We start from the raw sequence: 25770 nt of genomic DNA on the forward strand, positions 1-25770 counted from the left end.
GGGGGTTCCGACGTGGCCTCTTCCGATCGACGGGGGCCGCGGGCGCCGCCCCTGCTGCCGCAGGCGCGGACGTAGCAGAACGGCTACCGCGATCCGTCGACACCTTCATGCCCGCGTTTCGCAGCACGTCGAGCGCCGCGCTGGCACCACCTGCACGGCGCGGCGCAGCGGCGGGAGCCGGTGTGTCGTCTTGCGGCGCGGCGTTCTGTTCGGTCTCGTTCGAAGCGACGGACGTTTCGATGCTCGTGTCCGATTCGGCTGCCGACACTGACAGCGGTGTTGCATCAGCATCGACAGGGGCTGCTTCGATTTCCGGCGCAACGGAATCCATGGACGCCGATGGCGCCGGCACAACAGCCGGCGGCTGAGCGGCTGCCGGTTCAATCGTCGCGACGGGCACCACGCTCGGCGCGGCGGTCGCCGTGACGGGCGCTGCCGAAGCCGTCGCGCGAGCTTGCGGAGCGGCGGCAACGGGTGCCCCGGAGCGCTTCGCGCCCGCTGCGGGCACCGACGAACGTCCGGCGGGCGCCACGCCACCGCCTCCGCCGCCATTCGGCGCCGGTTCGAATGCGAGCATGCGCAGCAGCGTCATCGTGAAGCCGGCGTATTCGTCGGGCGCGAGACCCAGCTCGCTTCGGCCGATCGTCGCGATCTGATAGAACAACTGCACCTGCTCGGGACTCAGCGCGTCCGCAAAACGACGCAGATCGTCAGCTTCCGGCCATTCTTCGAGCACCGACGACGGCGAGAATTGCGCCCATGCGATCTTGTGCAACAGGCTCGCCAGATCCTGCAGCGCCGTCGAAAACGACAGACTGCGCAGCGCCATTTCGTCGGCAACGGACAGCACCGCTGTGCCGTCGCCGGCAACGAGCGCATCGAGCAGACGGATCAGATAGCTTTGATCGAGCGCGCCGAGCATGCCGCGCACGGCTTCCTCGGTGACCTGGTTCGCGGAGTACGCGATAGCCTGATCGGTCAGCGACAGCGCGTCACGCATCGAGCCGTCCGCGGCGCGCGCGAGCAGGCGCAGCGCTTGCGCTTCGTGCGGAATGCTTTCTTCGCCGAGAATGCGCTCGAGATGCGACACGATATGCCCTGCCGGCATCTGCTTCAGGTTGAACTGAAGACAGCGCGAGAGCACCGTGACGGGAATCTTTTGCGGATCGGTCGTGGCCAGAATGAACTTGACGTGCGGCGGCGGCTCTTCCAGCGTCTTCAACATTGCGTTGAACGCGTGGTTCGTCAGCATGTGCACTTCGTCGATCATGTAGACCTTGAAGCGCGCATCGACCGGCGCATACACGGCGCGTTCCAGCAGCGCAGCCATTTCGTCGACGCCGCGATTGCTCGCCGCATCCATCTCGACGTAATCGACGAAGCGCCCTTCATCGATCTCGCGACACGCGCGACAGACACCGCAAGGCGTGGACGTGACGCCCGTCTCGCAGTTGAGCGCCTTCGCGAAGATACGCGACAGCGTCGTCTTGCCGACGCCTCGCGTGCCGGTAAACAAATAGGCGTGGTGCAGACGGCCACCGTCGAGCGCGTGCGTGAGCGCGCGCACCACGTGCTCCTGTCCGACGAGCGAAGCGAAATCCTTCGGCCGCCATTTGCGTGCGAGAACTTGATAGGTCATCCGGAAATTGTATCAGCAACGCTGACGCGAAAAGACGAAACGATTGCGCGCTCGCACGAGGCGTGACAACGCTTTGACGGCTCATTGAATTTCGCTAAGGAAGCGATAGAGACAGCCGCGTTTTTGAACGACGCGAGCAGATAGAAACAACGTGGGGGGAACAACAGATAGAAAAAGGAAGGTGACGAGCCCGACCCTCGGCACTGGCGGAAAACGGCTGTGGCTGCTTCGTTCCCGACCTGACCAGGTTGACCGCCCCTCCATGCGAGGAGGCCCGTCACGAGTTATTCTAACATCGGTCGATGCGCCACGCGAGGGGCTCACTGAGAAAAGCTGAAGAAACTCGCCCGACGCTGCGTGATCGCCCTCTTGTGTTCACGCACACCAACTCCAGATAGGTATCGTCACGAGGGAGCTGCCGGGCCCCCCGCAGGAACGCAGACATCATGTCGGTCATGCACGCGCGGCGCGAAACCCTACTGTCGGAATGCGTACTATCACGACGGGCAACGCATAGCAATTTAGGCTAAACTGACGTTCAAGTGATCCGCGAAGCCAAGCCAGCCCGCCCTCCCGAAGGTGTCCCCACGATACTTCCCGCGTCGGCTTTCATGGTTTGTCTTGTGGCAAAGCGAACGGAAAGTTTTCTGAGTTTGTTGTATCGTGGCGGGCATTCAAAGCAGGCCTCGAACCGAAAGAGGTATTCACACAAATGAGCGAACACATCAAGCATATTAGCGACGCGTCGTTTGAACAGGACGTCGTCAAATCCGACAAACCCGTGCTGCTCGACTTCTGGGCAGAATGGTGCGGCCCGTGCAAGATGATCGCGCCGATCCTCGACGAAGTTGCGAAGGACTACGCCGATCGCCTGCAGATCGCCAAGATCAACGTCGACGAACATCAGTCCACGCCCGTGAAGTTCGGCGTACGCGGCATCCCCACGCTGATCCTCTTCAAGAACGGCGCGGTCGCGGCCCAGAAGGTCGGCGCGTTGTCGAAGTCGCAGCTCACCGCATTCCTCGACGGCAACCTTTAATCCGCATACGCGGCTGGCGCGCACTCTCTGCGCGCCACCCGGCTCGCCGCAGTGCTTGACGTGTCGTAAAGTCGTGCATCGAGCGAGCCGCATGATTCTTGTTGTCGCCGGACAACATTGACAACAAGAATCATGCGCCGACGCGAACCGGCCGCGCAGGCTGGTTTTGGCGTGTGCTATGCTAGAATCCATAAAACGTCTACAAGACGAGTAAGTCCTTGAGCGGTTCCGCTCACTTCTCCTCCCAGATTTCATTTCAGGTCGCACCTTCTCTGCGGGTTCTCCGTATGCATTTATCCGAGCTTAAGACTCTGCACGTGTCCCAATTGATCGAGATGGCCAATGGTCTCGAGATCGAAAGTGCGAACCGCCTGCGCAAGCAGGAGTTGATGTTCGCCATTCTAAAAAAGCGCGCCAAAACGGGCGAAACGATCTTCGGTGACGGCACGCTCGAAGTGCTGCCGGACGGCTTCGGTTTCCTGCGCTCGCCGGAAACCTCCTATCTCGCCAGCACGGACGACATCTACATCAGTCCGTCGCAGATCCGCCGCTTCAACCTGCATACGGGCGACACCATCGAAGGCGAAGTCCGCACGCCGAAGGACGGCGAGCGCTACTTCGCGCTGGTGAAGGTCGACAAGGTCAACGGCCAGCCGCCCGAGGCCTCGAAGCACAAGATCATGTTCGAGAACCTGACGCCGCTGCACCCGAACAAGGTGCTGCTGCTCGAACGTGAAATGCGTGGCGAGGAAAACGTCACGGGCCGCATCATCGACATGATCGCGCCCATCGGCAAGGGCCAGCGCGGTCTGCTCGTCGCGTCGCCGAAGTCCGGCAAGACCGTCATGCTTCAGCACATCGCGCATGCCATCAAGCAGAACCATCCGGACGTGATCCTGTTCGTGCTGCTGATCGACGAGCGTCCTGAAGAAGTGACGGAAATGCAGCGCTCGGTGGCGGGCGAAGTGATCGCGTCGACCTTCGACGAACCGGCCGCGCGTCACGTGCAGGTCGCCGAAATGGTGATCGAAAAGGCGAAGCGCCTCGTCGAAATGAAGAACGACGTCGTGATTCTGCTCGACTCGATCACGCGTCTCGCGCGTGCGTACAACACGGTCGTGCCGGCATCGGGCAAGGTGCTGACGGGCGGTGTCGATGCGAACGCGCTGCAGCGTCCGAAGCGCTTCTTCGGCGCGGCGCGCAACATCGAGGAAGGCGGTTCGCTGACCATCATCGGCACGGCGCTGATCGAAACCGGCAGCCGCATGGACGACGTGATCTACGAAGAGTTCAAGGGCACGGGCAACATGGAAGTGCACCTCGAGCGCCGTCTCGCGGAAAAGCGCGTTTATCCGTCGATCAACCTGAACAAGTCCGGCACGCGTCGCGAAGAACTGCTGATCAAGCCCGAGATCCTGCAAAAGATCTGGGTGCTGCGCAAGTTCATCCACGACATGGACGAAGTCGAAGCCATGGAATTCCTGCTCGACAAGATCCGCCAGACGAAGAACAACGCCGAGTTCTTCGACATGATGCGTCGCGGCGGCTAAACGCCCCACAACCTCGCCTCCGCAAAACGCCTGCTCTCGTGCAGGCGTTTTTCTTTGCGCGCTGCGTGCCTGCGCGGGCGCGAATGCGAACTGACACGTTTATCTATAATGCTTCACGCCGATCAGCGAAGCATCGACATGCCGAACGCCGACTCTCCCACCCTGCTCACCGTGCGCGACGCCGCCGAGCGTCTGAACGTCACGCCGCGTACGCTCAAGTATTACGAGGAGCGCGGCCTCGTGACGCCCAGCCGCAGCGAAGGCCGCTATCGTCTTTACGACGAGGACGACCTCGAACGCTTCTCGCGCATCCTGCGTCTGCGCGCGCTCGGTTTTTCGCTCGCGGGCATCACCGAAATGCTGAAGCGACCGCTCGAAAATACGGAAAGCGGACGGCGTGGCTACTCGATGGAATCGCTGCAGCAGATTCGCGACGGTCTCGCGCAGCAGGTCGAGTCGCTCGACGCGCGGATCGAATCCGTGCAGCGCGAACTGAAGGAAGCACAGAAGCTGAAAGCCGAACTGAGCGACGACCTGGATTACGTGCAGCGTCGCCTCGCGGGAGAAAGCGCCGACGATCTGATCCAGAAGCGGCGCGCCGCAGCGGCGGCATTGAAGCGCGGCACGGGCAAAGGCGCGAAGGCTTGAGCGGCGTGATGCAGTCTGTCACGTCACGCGTTTAGAATCGTCCCGTACCGCACGATCACACAAGCGAAGAGCGACCACCGCGCGATGTTTTCGAAACTCACCCAATGGCTCGACACGCGCCGCCGCGACCGCGCGCTGCGCACCTACGCAATCGACGACGCGCTCTGGCAAGCGACGCTCGACGGCTTGCCGTTTCTTTCCTGGCTCCCGCCCGCCGATCTTCAGCGGTTGCGCGACATGACGAGCCTCTTCATCGCGCAGAAGGAGTTCTCGACCGCGCACGAACTCGAACTCACCGATCAAATCACCGTCGCGATTGCCGTCCAGGCCTGCTTGCCCGTACTCCATCTCGGACTGGAACTGTATCGCGGCTGGGTCGGGGTGATCGTCTACCCGGGCGAGTTCGTGATCCGCAAGACGGTCGAAGACGAGGATGGCGTCGTGCACGAAGTGGAGCACGACGCGAGCGGCGAAGCGTGGGAAGGCGGCCCCGTGATCCTCTCGTGGGAAGACGCGCAGATGACGGACGGCGCGGACGCGTACAACGTGGTGATCCACGAATTCGCGCACAAGATCGACATGGTGACGGGCGAAGCCGATGGCCACCCGCCGCTTTTTCGCAGGCTGCACGCGCCGCTCGATGCCGCGCAGTGGGCCGACGTGTTCGACCACGCGTACGACCAGTTCTGCGCCAAAGTCGATGCCGTGCCGGACCGGCGCTGGGCCCGCTTCGAGCGCGACTCGCTGATCGATCCCTACGCGAGCGACCATCCTTCGGAATTTTTTGCCGTGTGCAGCGAAGCGCTATTCGTGAAGCCGCGCGAGTTCGAAGCGGAGTACCCCGAGTTGTACCGGCTGCTCGCGCGCTACTACCGGCAGGATCCCGCGCGCACGGGCGCGCTCGACGGCACGAGTCCGTAAGCGTCCGAGCCCGGCCCGCGGGCCTTGCGGCGCGTGAAAAAACCTCCGCAAACCTCGTCAACCGTCTGATTTTCTGGCATAATCGCCGTTTTTCGACCTTAGGCAAGTGGCTCGCGGTTGCGGAATTCTCCGGCTCCCGGGTTGGCTACCGCCAGACTAAAGGAAAGACCATGAAAGAAGGCATTCACCCGAATTACCGCGAAGTCCTGTTCATCGATATGTCGAACGACTTCAAGTTCGTGACGCGCTCGACCATCCAGACGCGTGAAACGGCAGAATTCAACGGCAAGACGTACCCGCTGGCCAAGATCGAAGTCTCGTCGGAATCGCACCCGTTCTACACGGGCCAGCAAAAGATCATGGACACGGCAGGCCGCGTCGAGAAGTTCAACAAGAAGTTCGGCGCCCGCGCTTCGGGCAAGGCGACGAAGTAATACCCGTGCTGGCCCCGACTTCCGTCCGGGCCGTTACGATGCAAAAAGGGCAGCGCGAGCTGCCCTTTTTTGTCGGCGGAAGGTTTGTGAAGAAGACCGCGCGATCCGCTCCCGGGCGCGCTCCCGAATGTCCGTCTGTAAGGCTATCCACGAGCCTCCTTGTGACGCGCACCGCGTCGCCCGTCTACAATGCCGCATGCCTGAATATGCGACGCCTCCCGCGCTGCGCCAATAAATCACGGCTGCCGTCCGCGCAGCCCCATACGAACACCGCATGAGATCTGTCGTTCGCCTGACTGCCTCCGCCACCAGCGCGCTGCCGCGCTGGATGCTGCTTACCATCTGCGTCGTGTACGCGTCGTTCGGCCTGTTCGGACGCGACCCGTGGAAAAACGAGGACGCAGCCGGCTTCGGCGTCATGTGGACGATGGCCAACGGCTCGCTTCACGACTGGCTGCTGCCGAATCTGGTCGGCAAATACATGACGTCCGACGCGCCGCTCGGCTACTGGCTTGGCGCCAGCGCGATCCGCGTGCTCGACCCGCTTGTGGACGCAAGCAATGCGTCGCGCGTATTCACGGGCCTGCTGTTCTGCGCGGCGTGCGCGTTCGTCTGGTATGCGGCGTATCTGCTCGGTCGCCGGCCGGAAGTGCAGCCGTTCAAGTATGCATTCGGCGGCGAGCCCGAACCGCGCGACTACGGTCGCACGCTCGGTGACGGCGCGCTGCTGATCCTGCTGGCCACCTTCGGTCTCGCCGAGCGCGGCCACGAAACCACGCCGCAGATCGCTCAGTTCGTCTGCATCGCGATGCTCGTGTACGGCCTCGTGCGGATGATCGACAAGCCCGTCCAGGGGGCACTGATCTGGGGCTGCGCGATCGGCCTCGTGACGCTGACGAGCAGTCCCGTGCTGGTAGGCGCCCTGCTGATCGGCACCTTCGCGATGATGCTGATCGTGCACGACACGCACTGGCGCACCTTGATGCTCGCGGGTTTGCCCGTCGCGCTGGCGCTGTCGGTGGTGTGGCCGCTCGCCGCGATCGCCCTGTTCCCCGACGATGCCGTCTGGTTCCTGCATCAGTGGATGCGCGGCAGCCTGCACACGTTCCAGGGCCCGTACGGCTCGACGCTGCGCTACGCGGTCAAGAATCTGCCCCTCTTCACCTGGCCCGCATGGCCGCTCGCGATCTGGGCGTGGTTCAGTTGGGCCGGCCTGCGCCGCGCGCCGCATGTCGCGATACCGCTGTCGGTGATCGCGCCGCTGCTGATTCTCGTGGTGCTGCAAAGCCAGGGGACGAACCGTCTCTACATGCTGCTGACGCCCGCGCTCGCCGTGATCGCCGCGTTCGCGCTGCCGACGCTCAAGCGCGGTGCGATCAACGCGATCGACTGGTTCGCGGTGCTGAGTTTCACCGTGCTCGGCACGTTCGTGTGGCTGGTGTGGCTCGCGGGCATGACGGGCTATCCGCAACAGCTTGCACGCAATCTCTCGCGTCTCGCGCCTGGCTTCACACCGCAGTTCAAGATCCTGTCGTTCGTCTGCGCGGTCGCGGTGACCGTGTGCTGGTTCGCGCTCGTGCAATGGCGTGTGGCGCGGCATCCGAAGGTGCTATGGCGCAGCGTCGTGCTGTCGAGCGCGGGCACGACCCTGATGTGGGTGCTGCTGATGACGCTGTGGCTGCCCGTCGTCAACTACAGCCGGACGTACAAGGACGTGGCGCAGCAGATTGCCGCGCACCTGCCGTCCGACTACAACTGCATCTCGCCCGTGCGTCTCGGCGACGCGCAGATCGCAACCTTCGCCTATTTCGGCGACATGCATTTTTCGTTCGAGGACGACTGCGACGTGATCCTGCGTCAGGACACGCAAGACTTCGGCGAACCGAGCGCGATGTCGAACTTCGTCTGGAAGCTCGTCTGGGAAGGCCGCCGCGTCGCTGACCGCGACGAGCGCTTCCGCCTGTACGTGCGCATCGACCGTCCGCAGCCGCCCGTCAAGCGCCGTCCGTGGCGTCCGAAGAAAAGCGGCTGAGCATGTTCGCCGATGTGCGGAAAATCGCCGGGCTCGCGTGGCCCGTGCTGATCGGCCAGCTGGCGATCATTGCGTTCGGCGTGATCGATACGGCGATGGTGGGCCGCTTCTCGGCGACCGACCTTGCAGCGCTCGGTCTCGGCTCGTCGATTTATATCTCCGTGTACATCGGTCTGACGGGCATTCTGACCGCGCTGCAGCCGATTGCCGGCCAGCTCTACGGCGCCGCGCGCTACGAGGAGATCGGCGAGGAAGTGCGCCAGGCGTTGTGGCTCGCGCTGGCGCTCGCCACGCTCGGCTTTCTGATTCTCTACTTCCCTCACCCGCTGCTGCAGGTGGCACGTGCGCCCGAGGCGCTGCGAGAGCGCACCGTCTCCTATCTGCAGATTCTCGCGTTCGGCCTGCCGGCGAGTCTCGCGTTTCGCGTCTATAGCTCGCTGACGAATGCCGTCGGGCAGCCGCGGCTCGTGATGATTCTGCAGATCGGCGCATTGATGCTGAAGGTGCCGCTCAACCTGCTGCTGATTTTCGGCAAGCTCGGCATGCCGGCGCTCGGCGGTCCGGGGGCGGCGCTCGCCAGCATTCTGATCAACTGGACGCTCGCCGTCGTCGGCATGCTGGTGATGACGAAGCTCGACGTGTTCAGGCCGTTCGCGATCTTCCGGCATTTCTGCTGGCCCGTGTGGCGGCGTCAGGCAGCCCAGTTGAAACTGGGCGTACCGATGGGGCTGTCGTATCTGATCGAGGTGACGTCGTACACGTTCATGGCGCTTTTCATCGCGCGTTTCGGTACGACGACGCTCGCCGGTCATCAGATCGCGGGCAACATCGGCGCGGTGCTCTACATGACGCCGCTGTCGATCGGCATCGCCACGTCGACCCTCGTCGCGCAGGCGCTCGGCGCGCAGCGCTACGAAGCGGCGCGCACGCTCGCGCGGCACGGCATCGCGATGGCCGTCGCGCTCGCGTGCTGTTATGGCGTGATCGTGCTCGCGCTGCGGCCCGTCATCATTGCGGGCTACACGCCGAACGCGCAGGTCGTGCAGGCGGCGATGCCGCTCGTGCTGATTGTCGTGTTCTACCATCTGTGCGACGCGTTGCAGATCACGTCGGCGTTCGTGCTGCGCGCGTATCGCGTGGCCGTCGTGCCGACCGTGATCTATGCCGTCGCGTTGTGGGGCGTCGGGCTCGGCGGCGGCTATGCGCTCGGGTTCGATGTGGGCGGGTGGGTACCCCAGCCGTTCACTGGCGCACGCGGGTTCTGGCTCGCGAATACCGCGAGTTTGATGATTGCTGGGGTTGGGCTTGCTTTGTATTTGCGCTGGGTCAGCGCGCGGATGAGTTCCAGGCAGCAGCGCGGATAGCTCTCGGCGTGGTTTTTTGCTGGCATTCGCCGGTTTCTAGCGGTGGCATCCGCGTTGTGCTTCTGGTTTGCTGGCGCGGTTTCTTCGCTGGCATCCGCGTTGTGATTCTGGTTTGCTGGTGTTGCCCCTGTGCGGGGCGGCACTTACTTTCTTTGCCGCCGCAAAGAAAGTAAGCAAAGAAAGCGGGCTAACCCCGCCAGTCCTTGTTTTTGCCTGCGGGCCCCCGACAGTTCTTACACTTCACGCGGCAACGCACTTGTTTGCGCCCGTTGCCAGCGTACTACCTGCACGCATCACCCACTTCACACTTCCGCGTCGCCGACTGCGTTACCAGACGTCTACCGCCGCCCAGGTGGCAAACGGTGTGTAGGCCGTCGCGATCGAAGTGCACCACTCCGGACTGAAAAGCGGGATCGGTGTCGTAGGAGCGCGAATGTGTCCGGTGCGACAACCTACACACAGTTTGCCACCTGGGCGGCGCAAACCGTTCGCTGCCGCTGGCTGCGCTACGGGTGACTGGAGTGGGTGATGTGCCAGTTCGAGGCGCTGGCAACGGGCGCAAAACGATGTGTTGCCGTGTGGAGTGCGGGACCCGTCGGGGGCCCGCAGGCAAGTACAAAAGCTAGCGGTGTGAGCGGCTTTCTTTTGCCTACTTTTCTTTGCCGCTGCAAAGAAAAGTAGGTGCCGCCCCGCACAGGGGCAACGCATGAAGAACCACTACGAAATCGCGGATGCCAGCAAAAAAACACAAACCACTGCCGCAGCCAGCGAAAACACGAAACGAAAGACCGCCGCGCGAGCGGAAAATTGAACTGCGAGGCTCCCTTTCTAAAGGCTGCTTTTGAAAGCAGCACCACACCCGCCACCCGGCAAGGATGAAGAAAGGCAGACCGTTAGTTGCATCAACAGAATTCTCCACACCTCACGCGGAGCAGTGCACTCAAACCGCGGCGCCAGCCGCCCCCTCCTCGAATACCTCCCGCGCCGCGAACAACGCATTCAACGCCGCCGGAAAGCCTGCATAAACAGCCATCTGCATAAACACCTCGACGATCTCCTCCCGCGTGCAGCCGACATTCAGCGCCGCTTCGATATGCACCTTGAGTTGCGGCTGCGCATTGCCGAGCGCGGCCAACGCAGCGATCGTCGCGATCTCGCGAGCGCGCAAATCCAGCTGCGGGCGGCTATACACATCGCCGAACGGAAACTCGATCAGCATCCGCGCGAAATCGGGCGCAATCGGTGCAAGCGCCGCAATCACCTTCTCCCCTGCCGTTCCGTCGATTTCCTTCAACCTGGCCCAGCCGCGTGCATAGCGATCGTCGTGTGCATGATTCATCGAGAGTCCTTTACGAATGAGTTGTCGATATGCCCTGTCGATGCCACCTCACACTCGGCCGTCTCGTAGTACGCGATCTTGTCGGTGATCGCGGCGAGGCTGGTCTCCAACTCCGCGATGCGCGCGAGCACGGCATCGCGATGCTCGATCAGCATCGTCCGCCGCGCGCCGAACGTCGCGTCGCCCTCAGCCCGCAGCGCAGCGAACGCCTGCATACCCGCGATGGGCATCCCCGTCGCTTTCAGGCGCATCACGAACTGCAGCCAGTCGAGATCGGCGGGCGAATACAGCCGGTGCCCCGCGTCCGTGCGGCCGACGGGCCGCAACAAGCCCGCCTGCTCGTAGTAACGCAGCGTATGCGTGGACACGCCGCTCGACGCGGCGACCTGACCGATGGTGAGTGCTTTCGACATGACGGAACTCAGGTTAGGACTTCGAGTGAACTCTAAGTCAAGTGCTTTCTGACGATCTGCAGACGATGCGCAGATGTCGGCATGATCCTACCTGTGAAGCAAGTTGGGAACGTCAAAAGCGTCGGTTAGAATCGGCTGCCATCCGAAAGAAAAATGAAACCGGGAGCGCAGTCGATGCAAAGCGGCACCATCAAACGTCAAACGATATGGGCGGCCGCAGCGGCTGCGATGCTCGGCCTTTTCATCACGCTCGCGTGGCGCGCCGATGCAGCGCGCATCACGCAGGTGTCGCCGCAAGGCAAGGTCGCGCAAGTCCGGCAGGTCGTCATCAAGTTCGATGAATCGATGGTCGCGTTCGGCGCGCCAGACCTGCCCGCGCCCGCGCGCATCAAGTGCAACGACGCGTCGGCGAGTGCCGGCCAGCCGCGCTGGATCGACGACAAGACCTGGGCCTGGGACTTCAACGCGGATCTGCCACCAGGTGTCGCCTGTTCCGTCGATCTGAACGACGCACTGAAATCGTCGGCGGGTCATACGCTGACGGGTCCGCATCACTATGCGTTCGAAACGGGTGGCCCGTTCGTGCTGAACGTGCAACCCTACGGCGGCGAAATCGAGGAAAACCAGGCGTTCGTCGTCCGGCTGAACGGCCCCGCGACCGACACGTCGGTCATGCAGCACGTGTGGTGCGAATCGAGCGGCCTCGGCAACCGCATTCCCGTGAAGAACGTCGATGCCGCAACGCGCACCGAACTGCTCAAGCGTCTCCGTCTGCAAAAGGAAGCGGCCCGCGTGCTGACGCTGCAATGTCAGCAGGCCTTGCCTTCGGGCGCGAAGGCGCAGCTCGTGTATGGAAAAGGTGTCGCGAGCCCGAGCGGCATCGCGAACGACGTCGAGCGGCGCTTCGACTTCACCGTGCGCGAACCGTTCGCGGCAAGCTTCAGCTGCGAGCGCGAAAACGCGAAGGCACCCTGCACGCCGTTGCGTCCGCTGCGCGTACAGTTCAACGCACCCATCCTGCGCACCGATGCCGAACAGGTCCGCATCAAGGGGCCGAACGGCGAGATCAAGCCGGCTTTTTCCGCCGATGACAAGGATCCGCAAACCACGGCCATCGAGTTCGCCGCGCCGCTGCCCGAGCGCGCCGACCTGAGCATCGAACTGCCTGCCAATCTCAAGGACGTCAGCGGCCGCGCGCTGACCAACGCCGACCTGTTCCCGCTCAAGACGACGACGGCGCCGCTGCCGCCGCTCGCGAAGTTTTCGTCAGGCACGTTCGGCATCGTCGAGCGCTTCGCGGAACCTGACATGCCCGCGCTCGTGCCCGTCACGCTGCGCAACGTGGAAGCCGATCTGCATATCGCAGGACTCAATGCAGGCAACGCACAGTTCACAAAGCTGCGCATCGACGCCGACAGCGACATCCGCCGCTGGATGCGCAACGTCGACCGCTTCGACGGCTTCATGATGGATCGCCAGTCGATCAATCAGCAGATGCCGCAACTGCTCGCGCACAATCCGCATCCCGTGATCGTGCCGCGCAAGAGCGAGGACTCAGATCCGGCCGAAGACCGCAAGAATCCGTTGATCGACGTGCGTTCGCTGTCGCTGCTCGCGGGTCAGTCGAACGTCGAAACGCTGGCGCTGCCGAAGGCCGATCCGAAGGCGTTGCGGCCGTTCGAAGTGGTCGGCGTGCCCGTGACGAAGCCCGGCTTCTATGTGATCGAACTCGCGTCGCCCGCGCTCGGCGCATCGCTGCTCGGCAAGCAGGCGCCGATGTACGTGCGCACGGCCGTGCTCGTCACGAACCTCGGCGTGCATTTCAAGCAGGGACGCGAGAACAGCGTCGTGTGGGTCACGACGCTCGACAAGGGCCAGCCCGTGCCGAACGCCGACGTCCACGTGAGCGATTGCAACGGCGATGAACTCGCAGCGGGCAAGACGGACGCGCACGGCGTGCTGACCGTCAACCAGCCGCTGACGTCCCGCCACGAATGCAAGGACGACAGCTTCGAGAGCTTCTTCGTGTCGGCGCGCATTGACGATCCGAAGACGGGCCACGACATGGCGTTCGTCCGCTCCGACTGGAATCGCGGCATCGAAGCCTGGCGCTTCAATGTGCCGACGGACACCAGCATCGAGCAGAGCGTGCGCGCGCATACCGTGTTCGACCGCACGCTGCTGCGCGCGGGCGAAACGGTGTCGATGAAGCACATGATCCGCGTCGAGACGATGCACGGCCTCGCGTTTCCGAAAACGTACCCGACGCGCTTGACCATCCGTCATCTCGGCAGCGGACAGACGTGGCACATGCCGCTCAAATGGGCCGCCGATCACACGTCGGATTCGACCTTCGCGATTCCGGCCGCGGCGAAGCTCGGCGAATACAGCGTGTCTCTGGATGACGGCGATGCCAGCGCGAACTCGAACGACGCGTCGAATGACGACAACGAAGACGACAACACCGCCGACTCCGCCCGTCACAGCTATTCGTCCGGCAGCTTCCGCGTCGAGGAATTCCGCCTGCCCGTGTTCAAAGGCACGATCGCGGTGCGCGACGAAAAGAATCATCCCCTCGTCGCCGCGAATGAAGCGCCCGTCACGCTGCAGATCGACTATATGTCGGGCGGCGGCGCGTCCGGTCTGCCCGTGCAGGTTTCGGCGCTGATGAAGAGCACGACGCCCGCTTTCGCCGGCACGTATCCGGAATTCAGCTTCGCGCCGTACAGGAAGCGCAACGAAGCCAATGCGTCGTCCGGCGACGACGAAGAAAGCGAGCAGGCAGCCGACGACGACACATCGAAGCTGATCGCCGACAAGGAGCCCGTCACCCTCGACCGCAACGGCGCGGGCAGCCTCACCTTGAAGAGCATGCCACCCGTCGATGCGCCGAAGCGTCTCGCGCTCGAAGCCACCTTTGCCGATCCAAACGGCGAAGTGCAGACGATCGGCGGCAACGCGACGCTCTGGCCAGCCGCCGTCGTCGCGGGCGTGAAGTCGGGGCAATGGGTGTCGGTGGGCAACACGGTGCCCGTGAAAGCGCTCGCCGTCGATCTGCAGGGCAAGCCGCGCGCGGGTGTGCCGATCGAAGTACGCGGCATCGCGCGCATCACGATCACGTCGCGAAAGCGCATGGTCGGCGGCTTCTATGCGTACGACAACCACACGGAAACCAAAGACCTCGGCACCCTGTGCAGCGGCAAGAGCGACGACCACGGCCTGCTGAACTGCGACGCGAAACTCAAGGAAGCCGGCAACGTCGATCTCGTCGTCACCGCGAAGGACGGCGACGGCCATGCGTCGACGGCCGCGACCTCCGTCTGGGTCACACGCGAAGAAGACCTGTGGTTCGGCGGCGAAAACACCGACCGCATCGACGTGCTGCCCGAAAAGAGCGCGTACGAGCCGGGCGAAACGGCCCGCTTCCAGGTGCGCATGCCCTTCCGTTTCGCGACGGCGCTCGTCGCCGTCGAACGCGAAGGCATCGTCGAGACGCATGTCGTGAAGCTCGACGGCAAGGATCCGACCGTCGAGCTGAAAGTGAACGAGGCGTGGGGGCCGAACGTGTACGTGTCGATGCTCGCGCTGCGTGGCCGCATTCGCGAAGTGCCGTGGTACTCGTTCTTCACGTGGGGCTGGAAGGCGCCGCTCGAATGGGCGCGTGCGTTCTGGTATGAAGGCCGCTACTACGAAGCGCCGACGCCCCTCGTCGATCTGTCGAAACCCGCCTTCCGCTACGGTCTCGCCGAGATCAAGGTCGGCACGGCAGCGCATAGGCTGGCCGTGACGGTGACGCCTGACGCGAAGTCGTACACCGTGCGCGGCAAGGCGCACGTGAAGCTGCGGGTACAGATGCCAGGCGGCAAGCCCGCGCCCGCGGGCACGCAGATCGCCGTCGCTGCCGTCGACGAAGCGCTGCTCGAACTGATGCCGAACGCGAGCTGGGACGTGCTCGACGCGATGCTGCAGCGGCGTGCGTATGGCGTCGAAACCGCGACTGCACAAATGGAAATCGTCGGACGCCGCCACTTCGGACGCAAGGCTGTGCCTGCGGGCGGCGGCGGCGGACACAGTTCGACGCGCGAGCTGTTCAACACGCTCTTGCTGTGGAATCCGCGCGTGACGCTCGACGCCAATGGCGAAGCCTCCGTCGACGTGCCGCTCAACGATGCGCTGACCAGCTTCCGCATCGTCGCGATCGCGGCGGTCGGCGACGGCACGTTCGGCACGGGCAGCACGTCGATTCGCAGCACGCAGGATCTGCAGCTGATCTCCGGCCTGCCGCCGCTCGTGCGCGAAGGCGACCAGTTCCGCGCGCAGTTCACGGTGCGCAACACGACGACGCGGGCGATGAAAGTGGTCGTCACGCCGAACGTGCCGGGGCTGTCACTGCCGGCGCAAACGGTCGATGTCGCGGCCGATTCGGCGCGTGAAGTCGCATGGAATGTGTCACCGCCCGATGGCCTTTCCGAGGCCACGCCCGCGGCGCTGAGCTGGAACATCAGCGCGGCGGAACAAGGCGCGTCGCACGCGAGCGACGCGCTCAAGGTCACGCAGCGCGTGACGGCCGCCATCCCCATCACCGTGCAGCAGGCGACGCTCACGCAGGTCGACGGCTCGTTCTCGCTGCCCGTCGCCGCGCCGCCGAATGCGACCGCGACGCAAGCCGGCGCGCTGCGCGGCGGCATCGCCGTGTCGCTGCAATCGAAACTGTCGGACGGCATGCCGGGCGTGCGCCGCTGGTTCGAGCGCTATCCGTATAGCTGCCTCGAACAGCAGACCTCGGTGGCGCTCGGCCTGCGCGATGCCACGCGCTGGCAAGGCGTGCTCGCGCGCATGCCCGTCTATCTCGACAAGGACGGCCTCGCGAACTACTTCCCGCCCGGCGACGACAGCGGCAACACGGGCAGCACGGCCCTGACGGCCTATCTGCTTTCCGTCACCGACGAAGCCGCGAAACTCGACCCTCGCTTCGCGCTGCCCGACGATCTGCGCGCGAAGCTCGAAGGCGGCCTGATCAACTTCGTCGAAGGACGGCTCGAACGCAATGTCTGGGCGCCGCGCAAGGATCTCGATCTGCGCAAGCTCGCCGCGCTCGAAGCGCTGTCGCGGCATGGCGCCGCGCGCGCCAGCATGCTGGGTTCGATCGAGATCGCGCCGAACCAGTGGCCGACTTCTGCGGTGCTCGACTACTACGCGGTGCTGTCGCGTGTGAAGGACGTCCCGCAACGCGACGACAAGCTGGCTCAGGTCGAGCAGATCATCCGCTCGCGGCTCACGTATCAGGGCACGCGCCTCACGTTCTCGACGGCCGACAACGACGATCTGTGGTGGCTGATGTCAGGCACGGAAACGAACGCGGCGCGCACCGCGCTCACGTTCGTCGAAACGCCGGGCTGGAAGGACGAAATGCCGCGCGTCGTCGCCGGGCTGCTCGCGTTGCAGAAGAACGGCGCATGGCAGACGACGACCGCGAACCTGTGGGGGTCGATCGCCGTGCAGCGCTTCTCGCAGGTGTTCGAGAACGCACCTGTGACGGGGCAGACGAAGCTGCAGCTCGGCTCGACCGACAAGACCATTTCGTGGAGCCAGCCGGCTTCCGCTGCCGCGAACTATGCGTCCGCGACGGCCATCACGAAGACGTCCGATACACGCAGCCAGTTGCTGCCGTGGCCGCCCGAAACGCGCAGCGCGCCTGTGTCGCTGACGCTGACCCACGACGGCACGGGCAAGCCGTGGGCGACCATCGAAAGCCTCGCGGCCGTCGCGCTGAAAGCGCCGTTCGCCGCCGGCTACCGGATCACGAAAACAGTCACGCCCGTCGATCCCGCCGTGAAAGGAGTGAACACGCGCGGCGACGTCGTGCGCGTGCATCTGGACATCGTCGCGCAAACCGACATGACCTGGGTCGTCGTCAACGATCCCGTGCCGGCAGGCGCGACGATCCTCGGCTCGGGCCTCGGCCGCGACTCGGAAGCGGCGACGAAAGGCGAGAAATCGAAGGGCGAAGCGTGGCCGGCATTCGTCGAGCGTGGCTTCGACGGGTATCGCGCGTATTACGATTACGTGCCGAAGGGCACCTTCTCGATCGAGTACACGGCGCGGCTGAACAACGTCGGCACGTTCGGTTTGCCGCCGACGCGCGTCGAAGCGCTCTACGCCCCGTCGACGTTCGGCGTGCTGCCGAATGCGCCCGTCGTCGTGAAACCGGCGGCGGCTGCGGCGAAATAACCGGGGGCACGCGATGCGGGTGGGCACGAATGCGACAAACGCGGAAGCGACGCTCGGGCGGCGCGGGTTCATCGCGTTCGTGCGTATCGTGCTATGTGTTTTACTGATCGGCGAGCCGCTCGCCGCGCACGCGCTGCCCACCTTCGACGACGTCCGCACGCAATGGCGCAGCTCCGACTGGCTGCTGCTGTCGCGCGACGGCGTGCCCCTGCAACGCACCCGCGTCGACCGCTCCGAGCGTCGCGGCGACTGGATCGCACTCGCCGATGTGTCGCCCGCGCTGCGCGAAGCGATCGTTGTGTCGGAGGACAAGCGCTTCTACGACCATAGCGGCGTTGACTGGCGAGGCGCCGCGGCGGCTGCGTGGGCGAATCTGTGGAACACGCGTACGCGCGGCGCGTCGACCGTCACGATGCAACTCACGGGCCTGCTCAACGAAGACCACGAACGTTCCGGACAGCGTTCGATCGCGCAAAAGGCCAATCAGGCCGTGAGCGCACTGTGGCTCGAACGCACGTGGCGCAAGGATCAGATTCTCGAAGCGTATCTGAACCTCGTGCCGTTTCGCGGCGAGACGATCGGGCTGTCCGCGCTGTCGATCACGCTGTTCGGCAAGGCGCCATCCGGTCTCGACGAGCGCGAGGCCGCCGTCGCCGCCGCGTTGATCCGCGCGCCGAACGCGCCCTACGCGAAGGTCGGCGAGCGGGCGTGCCGGATTCTGCGCGACATGCAGGCACCCGAACGCTGCACGAATCTCACCGCCTTCGTGCAACTCGCGTTCGCGCGCCCTGCTCCCGCGCTGCTGTCCGTGTCGCCCGATGCGCCAATGCTTGCACCGCACCTCGCGCGCCGCATCGCGAGCGAAACGCATCCCTTGGCGGGCGCCCGTGTGACCAGCACGCTCGATGCAAAGCTGCAGCGTTTCGCCGGCGACACGCTCACGCGCACGCTCGTCGAACTCAATGCGCCCGCGCATCCGCGCAATGTGCACGACGGCGCCGTCGTCGTGCTCGATAACGCGACCGGCGAGGTGCTTGCATGGGTCGGCTCGTCCGGCGGGCTGTCCGGCGCGCGCGATGTCGATGCCGTGCTCGCACGCCGCCAGGCCGGCTCGACGCTCAAGCCGTTCCTGTATGCGCAGGCCATCGACGAACGGCGGCTCACCACCGCCTCACTGCTCGACGACGCGCCGCTCGATCTTGCGGCGGGCGGCGGCCTCTATATTCCGCAGAACTATGACAAGGACTTCAAGGGCTGGGTGAGCGTGCGCACGGCGCTCGGCTCGTCGCTGAACGTGCCCGCCGTGCGCACGCTGGTGATGGTCACGCCGCACCGCTTTGCGAAGACGTTGACCGCGCTTGGTCTGCCGCTCGATCAGAGCGGCGACTACTACGGCTATTCGCTTGCGCTCGGCAGCGCGGATGTGACGTTGCTGTCGCTGACCAACGCGTATCGCGCGCTGGCCAACGGAGGCGTTGCCGCGCCGACCGTCGATGTCGTGCGACGTCCGCTCCCGCCTGCGGCGCAGCAACGCGTCTTCAGCACCGACGCGAGCTACATCATCACCACTGTGCTTTCGGACAACAACGCGCGCACCCGCACGTTCGGCTTCGACAGCCCGCTCGCGACGCGTTTTTTCTCGGCCGTGAAGACGGGCACCAGCAAGGATATGCGGGACAACTGGACGGTCGGCTACACGTCGCGTTACACGGTCGGCGTGTGGGTCGGCAACGCGGACGGCCAGCCGATGTGGGACGTGTCGGGCGTCACGGGCGCCGCGCCCATCTGGGCAGCCGTCGTCGGCTATCTGCACCGGCGCGTGTCGAGCGTCGCACCGCGTGCGCCTGCGGGTGTCGTGCAAACGCGCGTGACCTTCGACGGCAATATCGAGCCCGCACGCAACGAGTGGTTCGTCAGCGGCACGCAAACGCCTACTGTCGGGCTCGCCGCGAATGCCGCTCCGGCGGATCGCGCGACGACGGTGTCCCGCGTGGCGACCGCGCAACGCGGGACACCGTCGGCGAACGGCGCGCCGCGTATCAGCTCGCCCACCGACGGCACGCTGTTCGCGCTCGACCCCGACATACCCGCCGCGCGCCAGCGTATCGTGTTCGAGCGCGCAAGCGGCTCGTCCGGGCATAGCGGCTGGCGTCTCGACGGCAAACCGCTCGGCCGCGACGAACGCGTGCTGTGGCTGCCATGGCCGGGGCGGCACGTGCTCGAACTCGTCAATGCGGATGGCTCAAGCGCCGATTCGGTGCATTTCGAAGTGCGCGGTGCCACGGCGCGTCAATCCGGATCGCCGCGCGGATCGCCGCGCGGGTCGAAGCCCGACACGATGCATGGCAGCACCACACCGCCCGGGCCTCCAAGTCCTCTGACAGCCATCCAGCAGGACCGCGCAGCGAACGGGCAAAAGCTTTAAATTTGGTTAGCCTGCATTGTGTTGTCACGATTCGAACGGTATAAATCGGCCGATTCGCGCAACGTCGCGCGCCGCCCGGTTAAACCGGACAGTAAATTGTCCTATGCTTGAACGCAGTGCTTGCTCAAATGAAAGCGTCGTCCGTTCCGGCTACCTGTTTGCCCTCAATGGAGTGATTGCCATGTTGAAAAAGCTGTTGATGCTGTGCGTTGCGCTCGTGCTGTCGCTGTCGGCGGGATTGGCGGCCGCCGTGGAAGTCAATACGGCCGACCAGGCCGCACTCGAATCGGTCAAGGGCATCGGCCCCGTCCATGCGAAAGCGATCATCGACGAACGTACGAAGAACGGACCGTTCAAGGACGCCGACGATCTTGCCACTCGGGTCAAGGGTATCGGCCAGAAGTCCGTGAAGAATCTCGAAGCGGCGGGCCTCACGATCAACGGCTCGTCCGCGCCGCCGTCGGGTGCACCGGCGGCTAAGTCGACAGCGGCGACGACGTCGAAACCCGCACCTGCGCCTGCCGCAACCACGACGCAGAATCCGATGCAAACGACGACGCAAGCCACCGCGCCCGCCGACGCCGCATCGGGTGCAAAGGCATCGAAGTCCAAGAAGAAGAGCAAGGCCGACGTGGCTGCCGCATCGGCGCCCGCTGCGACGGCGGCATCCGCACCCGCGATGGCGTCGGACACGACTGCTTCGAAGTCGAAGAAAGCGAAGAAGAGCAAGGCTGCGTCCGCTGCATCGGGCGCATAAGGACGCGCAGTCTGTCAGCGTCCACTGGCCGCACTGCCTCACGACCATTGGTGCCGCGCTTTGCGCGGCGTTTCGTTCCCTGCCGGCGCACGCTTGATAGACGACGCGCCGGCTTCTCAAGAGAGATTGCCATGAGCCTACTCGACTCCCTCGGTTCCATGCTGGGCGGCGGCCAATCGCCGCAAGGCGGCGGCCAGGCCGCGCTGATCGGCGCCGCACTCGAATTCATCAACAACCAGCCGGGCGGCCTGAACGGCCTGATCCAGCGCTTCCAGCAGAACGGCGCGGGCGACGTCATCGGCTCGTGGGTCGGAACAGGCGAAAACCAGCCGATCGCCGCCGACACGCTGCATAACGTGCTCGGCTCGGAAGCCGTGTCGAACATCGCGGCGAAGGTCGGCGTCGAACCGTCGATGGTGACGGGCCTGCTGTCGCAAGTGCTGCCGCACGTCGTCAACGCAGCAACGCCGAACGGCGAAGTGCCCGCCAACGGCCAGGTCGACGCAGGCGGCCTGTCCGGCGCGCTGGGCGCGCTCGGGCAGATCGCGGGCATGTTCGGCAACAAGAACGCCTGAGCGTCTCCGTTCTACGTGCACGTGACGCACGGCGGCTGACACGCCGTGCATAAAAAAGGGCAACGAATCGCTTCGTTGCCCTTTTGCTTTTCATCCGGAACGAAGCGTCCGTTTTCGACGCTCCGCTCCGGTGAAGGATTAGTGCACCACCCGCTCGAACACCAGCTTGCCGTTCTCGACCTCGACGGGGATCACGTCCTTCGGACCGAACTTGCCGGACAGAATCAGCTTCGCGACCGGGTTCTCGATCTCCTGCTGGATCGCACGCTTCAACGGCCGCGCACCGAACAGCGGGTCGTAGCCGACCTTGCCGATCAACTCCAGCGCCGCCTCCGATACGACCAGTTGCATATCGAGCTTCGCGAGCCGCTCGTGCACCCGCTCCAGCTGGATCTTCGCGATCGACTGGATGTTCGAGCGGTCGAGCGCATGGAACACGACCACATCGTCGATCCGGTTCAGGAATTCCGGCCGGAAATGCAGCTTCACTTCTTCCCAGACGGCGTCTTTCACCGCGTCCTGCGGCTCGCCGACCATCGACTGAATGACCTGCGAGCCGAGGTTGGACGTCATCACGATCACCGTGTTCTTGAAGTCCACCGTGCGGCCCTGGCCGTCCGTCATACGGCCGTCGTCGAGCACCTGCAGCAGCACGTTGAAGACGTCCGGGTGCGCCTTCTCGATCTCGTCGAGCAGGATCACGCTGTACGGCTTGCGGCGCACCGCTTCCGTCAGATAGCCGCCTTCTTCGTAACCCACGTAGCCGGGCGGCGCACCGATCAGACGCGCGACGCTGTGCTTCTCCATGAACTCGCTCATGTCGATGCGGATGAGATGGTCCTCCGCGTCGAACAGGAACGCCGCGAGCGCCTTGCACAGTTCCGTCTTGCCGACGCCCGTCGGTCCCAGGAACAGGAACGAGCCGTATGGACGGTTCGGATCCGACAGACCCGCGCGCGAACGGCGGATCGCATCGGCCACGGCACTGATCGCCTCATCCTGGCCAACCACGCGCTGATGCAGCTTCTCTTCGATCTGCAGCAGCTTCTCGCGCTCGCCCTGCATCATCCGCGACACGGGAATGCCCGTAGCGCGCGACACGACCTCCGCGATTTCCTCGGCGCCGACCTGCGTGCGCAACAGACGCGGACGCGTCGGATTGCTCTGCTCTTCCGCCTCGGCCTTGGTGACCGCCTTCAGTTGCGCTTCGAGCTGCGGCAGCTTCCCATATTGCAGTTCGGCGACTTTTTCCAGCTTGCCTTCGCGTTGCAGACGCGTGATTTCCGCGCGCGTCTTCTCGATCTCTTCCTTCAGTTGCGCACTGCCCTGCACGGCTGCTTTTTCCGCCGTCCAGATTTCTTCGAGGTCCGAATATTCGCGATCGAGCCGCTCGATTTCTTCCTCGATCAGTTGCAGACGCTTCTGCGACGCTTCGTCCTTTTCCTTCTTGACGGCTTCGCGCTCGATCTTCAACTGGATGCGCCGACGGTCGAGCCGGTCCATCTCCTCGGGCTTCGAGTCAATTTCCATCTTGATCTTCGACGCGGCTTCGTCGATCAGGTCGATCGCCTTGTCCGGCAGGAAACGGTCGGTGATATAGCGATGCGACAGTTCCGCCGCGGCGACGATGGCGGGATCGGTGATGTCGACGCCGTGGTGCAGCTCATAGCGCTCCTGCAAGCCGCGCAGGATCGCGATGGTCGCTTCCACGCTCGGTTCGTCGACGAGCACCTTCTGGAAGCGACGCTCCAGCGCGGCATCCTTTTCGATGTACTTGCGATATTCGTCCAGCGTGGTCGCGCCGACGCAATGCAGTTCGCCGCGCGAAAGCGCCGGCTTCAGCATGTTGCCTGCGTCCATCGCGCCTTCGGCCTTGCCTGCGCCGACCATCGTGTGAATTTCGTCGATGAAGACGATGGTCTGCCCTTCGTCCTTCGCGATGTCGTTCAGCACGGCCTTCAGACGCTCTTCGAACTCGCCGCGATACTTCGCGCCCGCAAGTAGCGCCGCCATGTCGAGCGACAGCACGCGCTTGCCCTTCAGCGTCTCCGGCACTTCGCCGTTGACGATGCGCTGCGCGAGACCTTCGACGATCGCCGTCTTGCCCACGCCCGGCTCGCCGATCAGCACCGGGTTGTTCTTGGTGCGGCGTTGCAGGATCTGGATGGAGCGGCGGATTTCGTCGTCGCGGCCGATCACGGGGTCGAGCTTGCCCGCGCGGGCGCGCTCGGTCAGATCGATCGTGTATTTCTTCAGCGCCTCGCGCTGGCTTTCGGCGTCCTGGCTGTGCACCTGCGCGCCGCCGCGCACGGCGACGATGGCCGCTTCGAGCGACTTGCGCGACAGGCCATGCTCGCGCGCGAGACGGCCCGCTTCGCCCTTGTCGTCAGCGACGGCGAGCAGGAACATTTCGCTCGCGATGTAGGTGTCGTTGAGCTTTTGCGCTTCCTTGTCGGCCTGATTCAACAGACCCGTGAGATCGCGCCCGATCTGCACGTTGCCGTCCGTGCCCTGCACTTGCGGCAGCCGCGTGATCGCGTCGTTCAGCGAAGTTTGCAGCGCCTGGACGTGAACGCCGGCGCGCGCCAGCAGCGAGCGCGCGGAGCCGTCCTGCTGCGCGACGAGGGCGGCGAGCAGGTGGACAGGCTCGATGTACTGATTGTCATGACCAACGGCCAGGCTCTGCGCGTCGGCCAGTGCTTCCTGGAATTTAGTGGTGAGTTTGTCGATTCTCATCAAGCGACCTCCAATTTCGATTACCACCAAAATGAGGCGTTTTATTTGGGTTTCAAGCGCTTTTTTGCACGAAGGAGAGAGAATTTGCACGCGGGCCGCACGATCGCGGGGATCGTGAAGGCGGTGCACAGGTACAGGTCAGTGTAGCCCGGCGCCTGGCCGGGCGGAAGGAAGACGAAGCCGGAGACGAACAGCGGGACAGTGCGACGGGATGGACCCGCGCGGATGCTTCCAGGGCGTCCCGACTGTGTGCCGGAACGCCCGCTCCGTACGAAGCCTAGGTTCCCGTCGACACAACAGGAACGATCGGCACGACGACGGCAGACGGCTTGAGTCCGAGCAGCGACATCAACGGCGATGCGGGCTCGGCGATATCGCGGATCGTATAGTTGTCGAGTTCGCGGAAAAAGGCGTCGCGCGCCGATTCGAGAATGCTCTTCAGGCGGCATTGCGACTGAATGACGCAATCTCGATGCACGCCGTTCGGATCGACGCCGTTCATACAGCTGACCAGCGCGAAGTCGCTTTCGGCCGCCCGTACCACTTCGCCGACCGTCAACGACGACGAATGCTCGTACAGCCGCAAGCCGCCGTTGCGCCCACGCACGGTCTCGACCCACCCAAGTTCGGCGAGCCGCTGGACCACTTTCATCAGATGGTTCTTGGATATGCCGTAAGCATCAGAGATGTCTTGTATCGTTGCTAGTCCTTCGGATCGAACTGCGAGGTAAAGCAACACGCGCAGCGAGTAATCGGTATAGTCTGTGAGTCTCATTGAAAGGCAAAATCGCGACGGAGACGGCATGCGGAATGTTCACGCCAGCTCCACTAACGCCTGTACTGCAGCGCGCAATAACATGCTTTCAAAACACATCTTATTGCCGCATTTATCTCGTTATTTCGCGTAACTATAAACGGTAACTTTCGTTTGAAGCGCATTTTTTTCTGAATTAATTAATCACCCTTCCAATGTTTGCGTCTGCGCATTAGGCGCGACTCACTTTTGTTCCAGGTATGAAGTCAGAAATTCCCGCCGATATTCCCGCCGTCGAACGTCTTGCCGAGCGGTATGCGGAACCCACCGACGACAATATCCGCGAGCTCGTCTACGCGTTCTACGACCGCGTGCGCGCCGACACGCTGATCGGCCCCGTCTTCGAGCAGAAGCTCGCGGGACGCTGGGACGAGCACCTGCCGAAAATGTGCGTGTTCTGGGGGTCACTGGTGCTGGGCGCGAAGCAGTATCGCGGCAACGTGCAGCAGGCGCACATGCCGCTCGAGGGCCTCGAGCCGCGCCATTTCAGCCGCTGGCTGTATCTTTTCCTGGACACGGTCGAATCGCGTTACGAGCCCGCCGCCGCGGTCCGGTTCATGGAACCCGCCCTGCGCATCGCACAGAGCCTGCAGTTGAGCAAGTTTGGCTGGGACTACCAGATTCCCGCCGAGCAGCAGGCGCTGCTGGAGCGCATCGCGCCGCGCCGCCGTTCCCGCGACGACCATGCGGCGGAGCATGCGCGACCGCGTGGCGAGCCGTTTCCGGCAAAAATTATCGGTAAGTCACGGGATGACGATTGAGTGGAACTAACGCCGGCGATTTAACAATTGCCATTCGGCAATCGCGATTTGACATTTGAAGCCGATAATCGGGCCGGCGTTAATTGTTGAAG

At 64.0% G+C, this 25770-nt stretch carries 17 protein-coding genes and 1 other RNA gene; 12 read left to right on the forward strand and 6 right to left on the reverse strand.

Features of this window, described 5'->3' with window-relative positions; all coding sequences use genetic code 11:
• Both dnaX and ffs read right to left on the reverse strand, forming a co-directional pair.
• A partial coding sequence (dnaX, locus tag G3N95_RS38705; protein WP_205975356.1) for a DNA polymerase III subunit gamma/tau occupies window positions 1-1639 on the reverse strand: 1639 nt, incomplete at its 3' end.
• Window positions 1640-1819: 180 nt separating this feature from the next.
• An RNA gene (ffs, locus tag G3N95_RS38710) (signal recognition particle sRNA small type) lies at window positions 1820-1918 on the reverse strand.
• Window positions 1919-2351: 433 nt separating this feature from the next.
• Between ffs and trxA the strand changes: the two genes are divergently transcribed.
• The 7 genes from trxA to G3N95_RS38745 all read left to right on the forward strand — a co-directional run bounded on the left by trxA (window position 2352) and on the right by G3N95_RS38745 (window position 9627).
• Complete coding sequence (gene trxA / locus G3N95_RS38715; RefSeq protein ID WP_007586494.1) at window positions 2352-2678, forward strand: thioredoxin TrxA; 327 nt, start codon at window positions 2352-2354, stop codon at window positions 2676-2678.
• 287 nt (window positions 2679-2965) lie between these two features.
• Window positions 2966-4228: a transcription termination factor Rho gene (gene rho / locus G3N95_RS38720; protein ID WP_012400357.1), complete on the forward strand. Its 1263-nt coding sequence runs from the start codon at window positions 2966-2968 to the stop codon at window positions 4226-4228.
• 138 nt (window positions 4229-4366) lie between these two features.
• Window positions 4367-4876 (forward strand): MerR family transcriptional regulator, encoded by a 510-nt coding sequence (locus G3N95_RS38725; RefSeq protein WP_205975357.1) that lies wholly within the window; start codon window positions 4367-4369, stop codon window positions 4874-4876.
• Window positions 4877-4960: 84 nt separating this feature from the next.
• Window positions 4961-5797 (forward strand): M90 family metallopeptidase, encoded by an 837-nt coding sequence (locus G3N95_RS38730; RefSeq protein ID WP_205975358.1) that lies wholly within the window; start codon window positions 4961-4963, stop codon window positions 5795-5797.
• 170 nt (window positions 5798-5967) lie between these two features.
• Window positions 5968-6231 (forward strand): type B 50S ribosomal protein L31, encoded by a 264-nt coding sequence (locus G3N95_RS38735; RefSeq protein ID WP_205975359.1) that lies wholly within the window; start codon window positions 5968-5970, stop codon window positions 6229-6231.
• Window positions 6232-6505: 274 nt separating this feature from the next.
• Entirely contained in the window at window positions 6506-8263 is a 1758-nt protein-coding gene (locus G3N95_RS38740; RefSeq protein WP_205975360.1) for a glycosyltransferase family 39 protein, read from the forward strand.
• A 2-nt stretch (window positions 8264-8265) separates the two neighbouring features.
• Window positions 8266-9627 (forward strand): MATE family efflux transporter, encoded by a 1362-nt coding sequence (locus G3N95_RS38745; protein WP_205975375.1) that lies wholly within the window; start codon window positions 8266-8268, stop codon window positions 9625-9627.
• Window positions 9628-10567: 940 nt separating this feature from the next.
• Here the strand turns inward: G3N95_RS38745 and G3N95_RS38750 are convergent.
• The gene (locus G3N95_RS38750; protein WP_205975361.1) at window positions 10568-10966 is read right to left on the reverse strand and encodes a carboxymuconolactone decarboxylase family protein; all 399 of its coding nucleotides are present in this window, start codon (window positions 10964-10966) and stop codon (window positions 10568-10570) included.
• Window positions 10963-11379 carry a MerR family transcriptional regulator gene (locus G3N95_RS38755; protein WP_205975362.1) on the reverse strand — a complete coding sequence of 139 codons (417 nt, stop codon included), beginning with the start codon at window positions 11377-11379 and terminating at the stop codon, window positions 10963-10965. The genes G3N95_RS38750 and G3N95_RS38755 overlap by 4 nt, the downstream gene beginning before the upstream one ends.
• Before the next feature lie 174 nt (window positions 11380-11553).
• Between G3N95_RS38755 and G3N95_RS38760 the strand changes: the two genes are divergently transcribed.
• From G3N95_RS38760 to G3N95_RS38775, 4 genes are all read left to right on the forward strand, one after another.
• Entirely contained in the window at window positions 11554-17610 is a 6057-nt protein-coding gene (locus tag G3N95_RS38760; RefSeq protein ID WP_205975363.1) for an MG2 domain-containing protein, read from the forward strand.
• 13 nt (window positions 17611-17623) lie between these two features.
• Entirely contained in the window at window positions 17624-20035 is a 2412-nt protein-coding gene (pbpC, locus tag G3N95_RS38765; RefSeq protein ID WP_205975364.1) for a penicillin-binding protein 1C, read from the forward strand.
• Between the two features lie 181 nt (window positions 20036-20216).
• The gene (locus G3N95_RS38770; protein WP_205975365.1) at window positions 20217-20792 is read left to right on the forward strand and encodes a helix-hairpin-helix domain-containing protein; all 576 of its coding nucleotides are present in this window, start codon (window positions 20217-20219) and stop codon (window positions 20790-20792) included.
• 131 nt (window positions 20793-20923) lie between these two features.
• Window positions 20924-21367, forward strand: a complete 444-nt coding sequence (locus tag G3N95_RS38775) for a YidB family protein (RefSeq protein ID WP_205975366.1) — start codon at window positions 20924-20926, stop codon at window positions 21365-21367.
• Window positions 21368-21505: 138 nt separating this feature from the next.
• On the opposite strand, the gene clpB is transcribed toward G3N95_RS38775, so the two are convergent.
• Window positions 21506-24103: an ATP-dependent chaperone ClpB gene (gene clpB, locus G3N95_RS38780; RefSeq protein ID WP_205975367.1), complete on the reverse strand. Its 2598-nt coding sequence runs from the start codon at window positions 24101-24103 to the stop codon at window positions 21506-21508.
• A 277-nt stretch (window positions 24104-24380) separates the two neighbouring features.
• Window positions 24381-24878, reverse strand: coding sequence for an Rrf2 family transcriptional regulator (locus G3N95_RS38785; RefSeq protein ID WP_205975368.1), 498 nt, complete (start codon window positions 24876-24878; stop codon window positions 24381-24383).
• A 239-nt stretch (window positions 24879-25117) separates the two neighbouring features.
• Between G3N95_RS38785 and G3N95_RS38790 the strand changes: the two genes are divergently transcribed.
• Complete coding sequence (locus tag G3N95_RS38790; RefSeq protein ID WP_205975369.1) at window positions 25118-25678, forward strand: group III truncated hemoglobin; 561 nt, start codon at window positions 25118-25120, stop codon at window positions 25676-25678.
• Window positions 25679-25770 lie beyond the last annotated feature (92 nt).

This window comes from Paraburkholderia sp. Tr-20389 (assembly GCF_017104565.1).
In the GTDB taxonomy this organism is placed as follows: domain Bacteria; phylum Pseudomonadota; class Gammaproteobacteria; order Burkholderiales; family Burkholderiaceae; genus Paraburkholderia.